Origin of the sequence: Brevibacterium sp. HMSC22B09, assembly GCF_001806795.1 — a bacterium.
Lineage (GTDB): Bacteria > Actinomycetota > Actinomycetes > Actinomycetales > Brevibacteriaceae > Brevibacterium > Brevibacterium ravenspurgense.
The window spans coordinates 22,035-29,916 of the sequence record NZ_KV786028.1 but is presented as its reverse complement, the minus strand read 5'-3'; the positions used below and the strand labels follow the sequence as shown (position 1 = coordinate 29,916).

General features: G+C 62.6%; 8 protein-coding genes. 3 read left to right on the top strand and 5 right to left on the bottom strand.

The window, feature by feature from the left end:
- Positions 1–240: 240 nt before the first annotated feature.
- From aroD to HMPREF3087_RS09300, 4 genes are all read right to left on the bottom strand, one after another.
- Positions 241–1,047: a type I 3-dehydroquinate dehydratase gene (aroD, locus tag HMPREF3087_RS09315; protein ID WP_070428935.1), complete on the bottom strand. Its 807-nt coding sequence runs from the start codon at positions 1,045–1,047 to the stop codon at positions 241–243.
- Between the two features lie 17 nt (positions 1,048–1,064).
- A complete protein-coding gene (locus tag HMPREF3087_RS09310) occupies positions 1,065–2,387 on the bottom strand; it encodes a Dyp-type peroxidase (RefSeq protein ID WP_070428934.1) in 1,323 nt (440 codons plus the stop codon).
- Positions 2,388–2,389: 2 nt separating this feature from the next.
- Positions 2,390–2,968: a copper chaperone PCu(A)C gene (locus HMPREF3087_RS09305; protein WP_070428933.1), complete on the bottom strand. Its 579-nt coding sequence runs from the start codon at positions 2,966–2,968 to the stop codon at positions 2,390–2,392.
- A gap of 151 nt (positions 2,969–3,119) precedes the next feature.
- Positions 3,120–3,755, bottom strand: coding sequence for a hypothetical protein (locus HMPREF3087_RS09300; protein ID WP_070428932.1), 636 nt, complete (start codon positions 3,753–3,755; stop codon positions 3,120–3,122).
- A 284-nt stretch (positions 3,756–4,039) separates the two neighbouring features.
- Here HMPREF3087_RS09300 and HMPREF3087_RS09295 point away from each other — a divergent pair, with 284 nt between their 5' ends.
- The 3 genes from HMPREF3087_RS09295 to HMPREF3087_RS09285 all read left to right on the top strand — a co-directional run bounded on the left by HMPREF3087_RS09295 (position 4,040) and on the right by HMPREF3087_RS09285 (position 7,290).
- A complete protein-coding gene (locus tag HMPREF3087_RS09295) occupies positions 4,040–5,341 on the top strand; it encodes a quaternary amine ABC transporter ATP-binding protein (protein WP_083272137.1) in 1,302 nt (433 codons plus the stop codon).
- Positions 5,342–5,343: 2 nt separating this feature from the next.
- Positions 5,344–6,195 carry an ABC transporter permease gene (locus HMPREF3087_RS09290; RefSeq protein ID WP_062019291.1) on the top strand — a complete coding sequence of 284 codons (852 nt, stop codon included), beginning with the start codon at positions 5,344–5,346 and terminating at the stop codon, positions 6,193–6,195.
- Between the two features lie 93 nt (positions 6,196–6,288).
- Positions 6,289–7,290, top strand: coding sequence for a glycine betaine ABC transporter substrate-binding protein (locus tag HMPREF3087_RS09285; protein ID WP_070428931.1), 1,002 nt, complete (start codon positions 6,289–6,291; stop codon positions 7,288–7,290).
- A gap of 97 nt (positions 7,291–7,387) precedes the next feature.
- Here HMPREF3087_RS09285 and HMPREF3087_RS09280 read toward each other — a convergent pair whose 3' ends face one another.
- Positions 7,388–7,876, bottom strand: a complete 489-nt coding sequence (locus HMPREF3087_RS09280) for a hypothetical protein (protein ID WP_141738922.1) — start codon at positions 7,874–7,876, stop codon at positions 7,388–7,390.
- Positions 7,877–7,882: the final 6 nt, after the last annotated feature.

Genomic DNA, 7,882 nt, shown 5'->3' with positions numbered 1-7,882 from the left:
TGCTGTCGACATTCCGCGACGACCCGCGCCCGGCACCTCGGCCCCTTTTCTGCACCCACACACCGCTTAGCAACAAAAACTCCCGTTAGCAGTACTGCTTTTCGGGAGTTTCTGTTGCTAACGGGAGTTTCCTAACGGCTAAAGCGCAGATCCCGGCTAACGGGTGTGTCGAAACGGGGCCTGGTGGCTCAGTCGCCACCTGCTCGCCGAGTTCCCTGCCGAGGTGCCGGCCCGGTTTGGTCAGTACAGTTCAGTCCAGACGGAGCGCAGCTTTTCGACGGGGATCTGACCGGGTGCGGTCGGTTCGTCGCCCAGTGTGGCGAAAGTGGCAGCCGAACCGAAGTCCCCTCCGAACACGCGGGTGGAGCGCCCCAGGGGGCCCATCGAGATGGCGATGACCGGCACCTCGGCGACTTCGACAGCAGACGCGCAGGCCTCCAGGAGCCGTGAAACATCGCTCGGCTCTTTCGGCATGACGGCGATCTTCGCTGCATCCGCTCCCATGAGGAGCATGTCGCGGATCTTTGCCAGCAGGATTCTGGTGTCTGGGGTGCGATCGAAGTCGTGGTGGGAGGCGACAACGGGAACGCCAAGCTCTCCCGCCTGCTTGCACAGCTGGGCTGCCGGTTCGCGATCAACTTCGACATCAACTGCAATGCGCGGCTGCGTGTCCAGGGGCGGGGTCAGCTGGGTGCGGCGCATGAGACCGGAGACGACCTTCGCGTAGGCGGCATCGTCAAGATCAGCCTGTCCGCCCTCGGCTGCGGTCCGCACCGTAATCAGCACAGGAAGCAGCCGGTGGTCCTGAACGGCGAGCTGGGCTTCCTCAAGCGCCTGAGCAGCCGGCCCATCAGCATCGAGCAGATCAACACTGTCGGCCAGCGCGTCAACGCGCCATTCCATGGCATCGGCACCCGCTTTTCGGGCGCGCGCCGCCCACTCTCCCGCCGCGCGAGCTTCATCAAGGGTTCGCGGTGCAAACGGCACGATGACCTTGGGTCGTTTGATGTTCTGCGGGGTGCTGGCGATGAACGGAAGGCTGAGCATGATCTCAGCTTAGGCAATCATCCGAACAGAGTCTCGCCGATGTACCCGCCCTCAGATGCTCCGGGCGGAATCGCCCACACGGTCGAACCGATTGGGAACGTCCATTCGTTGAGGAGGTCACCCTCTGCCAGGCGCTGCTGGATCGGCTTGTACTGCCGTTCGATGTCCGCCTGGTAGCTGGCGAACATCAGCCCCGCATCGTTGATCTGGCGGACTCCTTCAACGTCGTCCCGGATGGGTCCCTTGGTCAGCGACTGGTAAGAGTAGACGCGCCGGAAGATCTGCTCTTCGGGCTTTTTGTCGTTGCGCGAACGCGCCACGTGGCTGGCCGGAGAGATCTTCTTGAAGCCATCGCTGCCAACGGCTTCGAGGTCCGGGATGTCGTGTTCGTGTTCACCCGTGAGCGGGGAGCCGTCCTTCATGCGCCGCCCGACGGAGAAGTCGCGGGCCGGTTCGTCCGCCAAGTCCCAGCTTTCGAGGTCCATTGCGATGTCGCGCAGGACGAGGGTTGTACCGCCGGCCATCCAGTCAGGATGTGCCGAGCCGAGGTCCGCTGGCGCTTTTCCGCGCGGTGACTCGACTTCCTTCCGACCCGAGGCGCCGGGCCTTGCGGGCGCGTTCGGATCACCCCACACGAGAGCGGCGAAGTCATCGGTGTCGATTTCGGGGTTGACGGTTCCGTCCACCTGGCCGAACGGGTTGCGCACCGTGGTGCCCTTCGGGTCGGTGCCGTAGGCCCGGCGGAATGACTCCTTGGCCCAGGCGATTTCTGAGAACGCCCGCGAATCCTTCATGAGCATGCGCGATGCGTGGGCCAGGGTCAGCGGGTCGTCTGAGCAGATCTGCATGAGCAGATCGCCGCCGCACAGTTCGGGACGCAGACGGTCAATCGAGTAGTCCGGCAGCGGTTTCAACCACGCCGGCACCTTGTCGGCACCGGCGAGTTCCACGACTTTGCGACCGAAGCCGAACGTCACCGTCAGCGATGCCGGCTGGGCGGTCATGTCAGGTTCCGTGTCGGCCAGCGGTGCCCTGCCCTGTGTGAGTGCGGCGGCGTCGTCACTGAGAATCCTCAGCCACCTGCGCATGGCGGCCGCGTCAACGTGATCTTTCAGTTCGACGGCGAGGAAGACCGCGTGTGCCTGCGGCGGTGTTTCCACCCCGGCCTGGTGTGCTCCGTAGAACGGAACGGTCTGCTTACCGGAAAAGCCTTTGCTGTCTTCACCGCCGCGGGCGGCGGCACCCATGACGCCATAGGTGCCGCCAATGCCCGCTGCGAGTCCAGCGCCGGCCCCGATGCCCGAAGCACCAAGAAGTCTGCGTCTGGAGATCTCAGTCATTGTTACTTGCTGTCCTCGTGGTCATCGTCACTGTGGTCGTGACCCTCGTCGCCTTCGTCGTCGCCGTGGTCCATGTGCTCACCGTGGTCGTGCTCATCCGGTGCGTACTCTTCCTTAGCGCCGGTGAATTCACGGGCCGGCGCGGTCAGGTCGAAGTCTCCCGCCGATGTTTTGACGGTGATCTTGATTTCTTCACCGGGCTCGATGTCCTGCTTGAGGTCCATGAGCATGATGTGGTCGCCGCCGGGCTTGAGCTCGAGCTTGTCACCGGCAGCCAGTTCAAAGCCGCCTTCCTTTTCCTTCATGCTCATGCCGCCCTTGCCATCGCCGGTGGTTTCGTGCAGTTCCACTTTTCCGGCGACGTCGGATTCAGCACCGGTGATGGTGATGTTTTCTTTGCCTTCGTTTTCAATCGTTGCGAAGACACCGGTCATGCCCTTGTCCTGGGACACGGCCTTTGCCCACGGTTCGTCGACCTTGAGTGCGTCAGCGGCGGTTGTTGCAGTATCGCCGCCACCGCAGCCGGCGAGTGTCAGGGTTGCAGCGGCGAGAGCTGCCATAAGGGTCTTGCGGAGTTTCATGGTTGTCCTTTCGCACCCGCTTACGGGCGCACAACAGGGGGCTGAAGCCCCGGGGATGCGGCATTCAGCCGCAGAAGATAGTGGGTGTGCCCGCCCGCAGTCTTTTCCTGCGCGGCAGGGTGTGGGCTTTCGCCAGAAAGCCCCGTGTGTGTCAGACAGCAGCGGGAGGGCCGCGCTGCGACACCGAGCTGAAGACTTGCGAGGTGCCGGCACTGCGGGTGCGGAACACACCGGGGCGCTGAACGCGGCAGACCCGCGGCAGCACACCAGACAGAAAGACGAAGACGACGGGGCCCACGATTTCGGTGAGCACCGCCTCGAGAGCCCGTTCGCCGAAGAGCACGTAGCCGGCCGTGAGAACAACCGCAGCGGCGTGGGCTGCCAGCATGAGCGGACCGGAAAAGTCCGCGTGGTGCATGGCGGCGGGCGTGACGGTTCCCGCGCTGGGGGACACAAGCCCCATGCAGAGCGCGTGGACGGACGTTTCCAGCAGGGACCCTGAGCCACGCGGCGCAGGCGTGGCACTCGAGGCAAAGGTCATGAAGACGTGCAGAAGCCACTGCCCTGCGGCGGCAACTGCCATGACAGAGGTGATGCGCAGGCGCAGCACCGACAGAACCATTCCCAGCCAGGCGGCGACGAGAAAAGCGAACATGCTCGCTGCGACAGAGGCCGCACCGCCTGCTCCCGTGTGGAAAACCAGGCCGATGAACACCGAAAAGAACGCCGCGGCACAACCGCGGAGCATGCGGACACGCCGCATGCGGTGTTTCTGTTCGGCAGTCATGCCGGCATTCTATCGAGCGGCAGAATGCCCGCTGTCCGCGGCTATGAGCAGATTTTGGCGTAACGTTTCAATAACAACGGAGAACCGGTAAAACCCCTGGTCAGAGGGGGTGTTTCAGCTTTTGCTCAGAAAGCCAGCCGAATCTGACCCGCCCCTTGAGCCCGTCTGAGAAGGCTCTGTGTTTAAGGTGGAATACCGGCGCTGTCCCGTTTTTTCGGCCGCCGGCAGCAATTCCCGCGCCACCCGGCGCGGATGTGCACCCTCAAACGGAAGGTGGCCACGCAGTGGCATTAGTCCGTGCATCGCACGTCTACAAAGTCTTTGGCCAAAACGAAAAAGAAGTGATTCGCCGCATTGAAAACGGCGAGGACCGCGACGACCTGCGCGAATTGGGAACCGCAGCCGTCATCGACGCGAGCTTCGAAGTCGAACGCGGTGAGATCTTCGTCGTCATGGGCCTTTCCGGGTCTGGTAAATCGACCCTCATCCGCACCCTCAACGGACTGTGGAACACAAGCGCCGGCTCCGTTGAGATTGCCGGGAAAGACATCTCGAAGATGAACGCCACCGAACTGCGCGCGGTTCGCCGCGACCACATTTCGATGGTCTTCCAGCACTTCGCCCTCATGCCGCACCACACGGTGCGCGAAAACGCGGCCTACTCACTCGAGCTGCAGGGAATGGACAAGGCGGAGCGCCTGAAGAAGGCAGACGAGTGGCTTGAGATCGTCGGTCTGAAGGGCTGGGAGGACAAGTACCCGTCCGAACTGTCCGGTGGTATGCAGCAGCGCGTCGGCCTGGCCCGCGCCCTGGCCGCGGAGACCGACATTCTGCTGATGGACGAAGCGTTCTCGGCTCTCGACCCGCTCATCCGTCGCGAAATGCAGCAGCAGCTGGCCGAACTCCAGCACACGCTGAAGAAGACGATCATCTTCATCACCCACGACCTCAATGAGGCCATGTACCTGGGCGACCGGATCGCCGTTATGCGCAACGGTCGGATCGCCCAGATCGGAACGGCCGAAGACATTCTGACCAACCCGGCTGACGACTACGTCGCGTCGTTCATTCAGGACGTCGACCGTTCCCGCGTCTACACCGCGCAGTCAGTCATGCGCCCGCCCACGAACGTCGTCCACAACACCGTGGGACCGAACGTGGCAATCAGGGAAATGCAGAACACCCAGGAGTCCGCTGTTCTCGTCACCGACCGCAGCGGCAAGCTGCTGGGGCTCGTCACAGACGACGACGCAGTGGCAGCGGCCAAACGCGGCGAGCGCACCCTGGACAACATCATCTACACCAAAAACATTCTCACGTGTCCGCCGGATGCGCAGATCGCGGACCTCTTCGCGCCGTCGGCTGAAGCCCCGGTGCCGCTGTGCGTCATCGACGAGGCAGGAAAGCTCTTGGGCGTTGTGCCTCGAGTCAAGCTGCTGCAGGCCATGGGCACCGAGTCCACTGCCACCGGCGAACTTCCCGCGGTATCGACGGTCCCGGACCCGCAGCCGGAACCCGAACAGGAACTGCAGCCGGAGCCGAACGATGACGATGCCCCTGACACCGCAACTGGAAAGGAAGCGTGAGCATGAACCCGCTTGAACCTCACCTGCCGCTGGGCGAATGGGTCGACACGTTCCTCATCTGGTTCCAGAAGCATTTCGACTGGCTGCTTTCAGCGGTCACCACGGTGCTGTCGAGCATGTACTCGGGGCTGAACTGGCTCCTGGAGACACCGCACCCGTTCATCATGATTCTGATCTTCGCGGCGATCGCCTGGGCTGCTGCCACATGGAAGCTGGGCATTGTCACCGTTGTGGGCTTCTACCTCATCCTGGCTCTGGGCCAGTGGGAGAACGCCATGAGCACGTTCGCGCTCGTGCTGGTGTCGGTGATCTTCGCGCTCATCATTTCGCTGCCGATCGGCGTGTGGGCTGCGAAGTCCCGGATCGTGTCGACCATTGTCCGGCCGATCCTCGACTTCATGCAGTCGATGCCCGCCCTGGCCTACCTGGTTCCGGCAATCGTCATGTTCTCCGTCGGCCAGGTGCCCGGCGCGATCGCGACGATCATCTTCGCCCTGCCGCCCGGCGTGCGATTCACGGAGCTTGCCATCCGCCAGGTCGACGGTGAAGTCGTCGAAGCCGCCCAGGCTTTCGGTGCGACACCCAGCCACATTCTGTTCAAGGTGCAGCTGCCTCTGGCACTCAAGACGATCATGGCCGGCGTCAACCAGGTCATCATGCTGGCCCTGTCGATGGTTGTTCTGGCCGGTATGGCCGGCGCTGAGGGCCTCGGCGGTGCTGTCATCGGCGCTATTTCGCAGCTGAACGTGGCCCTGGGCGTTGACGCCGGTGTTGCAGTCGTCGTTCTGGCCATCTTCCTGGACCGCGTCACGGCAGCACTGGGCAGCCGCAACAGCGAGCACTCCACAGTTTGACCCAAACCGACCGATAAATAGGGCCGAGCGGTGTGGAAACCGCACACGGCTCGCCGCTTCCGAAGCGGAACGATGTGAATGAAGGAGAGAAACATGAAGTTTCCGAGAATTGCCAAGATGGGAGCTGCTCTCGCTGCTTCCGCACTCGTCCTGACAGGCTGCGGCGGCGCCGACAACGGCGACAGCGGAGACACCGCTGGCGGCGACCAGAACTGGGCTGAATGCACCCCCGGTTCCGAGGCCAAGGACATTTCCGGTGAAGAAGCCGACGACAACAAGGAAATCACGATCGGTGCCTTCAACGGCTGGGACGAGTCCTTCGCCGTTTCGAACCTGCTGAAGAACAAGCTTGAGGACGACGGCTACACCGTTGAAATCAAGGCGTTCGACGCTGGCCCGGGCTACACCGCAGTTGCCAACGGCGACGTTGACTTCCTCGTCGACGGCTGGCTGCCGCTGACCCACGCCGACTACATCGAGAAGTTCGGCGACAAGCTCGAAGCTCAGGGCTGCTGGTACAACAACGCCAAGCTCACGATCGCCGTGAACGAAGACTCGAAGGCCAAGACAATCGAGGACCTCAAGTCGATGAGCGGCGACTACGGCAACACCATCTACGGAATTGAGCCCGGCGCTGGTCTTTCCAAGGCCGCCAAGCAGGCTGTCGAAGACTACGAGCTGTCCGATATGGACCTCAAGCTCAGCTCGACCCCGGCAATGCTGGCTCAGCTGAAGAAGTCGACTGACTCAGGCAAGGACGTCGCCGTCACCCTGTGGCGTCCGCACTGGGCATACGATGCCTTCCCCGTCCGCGACCTTGAAGACCCCAAGGGCGTCATGGGCAAGGCTGAGGTCATCTACTCGTTCTCTTCGGAAGGCTTCGGCGAACAGAACCCGAAGGTTGCTCAGCTGCTGAAGAACCTCGTGCTGGACGACGAGCACCTGTCCAGCCTTGAAAACGTCATGTTCTCCGAAGAAAACTACGGCGGCGAGGAACAGGACAAGGCTGCCCGTGAATGGATGGACGACAACAAGGACTGGGTCGAACAGTGGGAGAAGGGTGAGCTCAAGGGCGAACCCAACCCGGACGCCTGATCGAATGCGTCTGATTCAGCCGGCAGGCTGAACTTCGACTGAAAACTGAAGGGGCCGCGGATTGATCCGCGGCCCCTCTGCTGTGCGTAGGCAGAAACTACATCTTCAGCCAAATGTCCTCGGCAGGCTTTTCGACAGCACCCAGCTGGAAGGCGTCGTGCATCCAGGCGGGGCGATCCCCCGTTAAGGGCAGAACAACAGCCGATTCAACGAACACGACGCTGAACTGGTGCGCCAGAGCGGCAGCAGCGGTAGCCCAGACGGCACCTCGGCCTTCTGCGTCAGGTGCCGAATCGGCACCTGCCACAATCAGACGCTCGATACCCATGTCCTGCAGGCCCAGGGCGAGGTCGTCATAGGACTCAAAAGCGTCCGGGGTGGGTGAGGCCAGGATGAGGTCGTCCGCCGTCGGTTCTGCTGCGACCGGGGCGGCACCTTCCACCGGTTCCGCGAACGCGGATTCTTCGGCCGAGGCGGTCACGTAGGCAATGACGCCATCAGCCATGCGGGCTTTGCCCAGAAGCTGGATCAGCGGTTCAGTGGGAACTGCGGATTCGTGCGTGTTGATGAGCATAAGAGCATCCATGCCCCC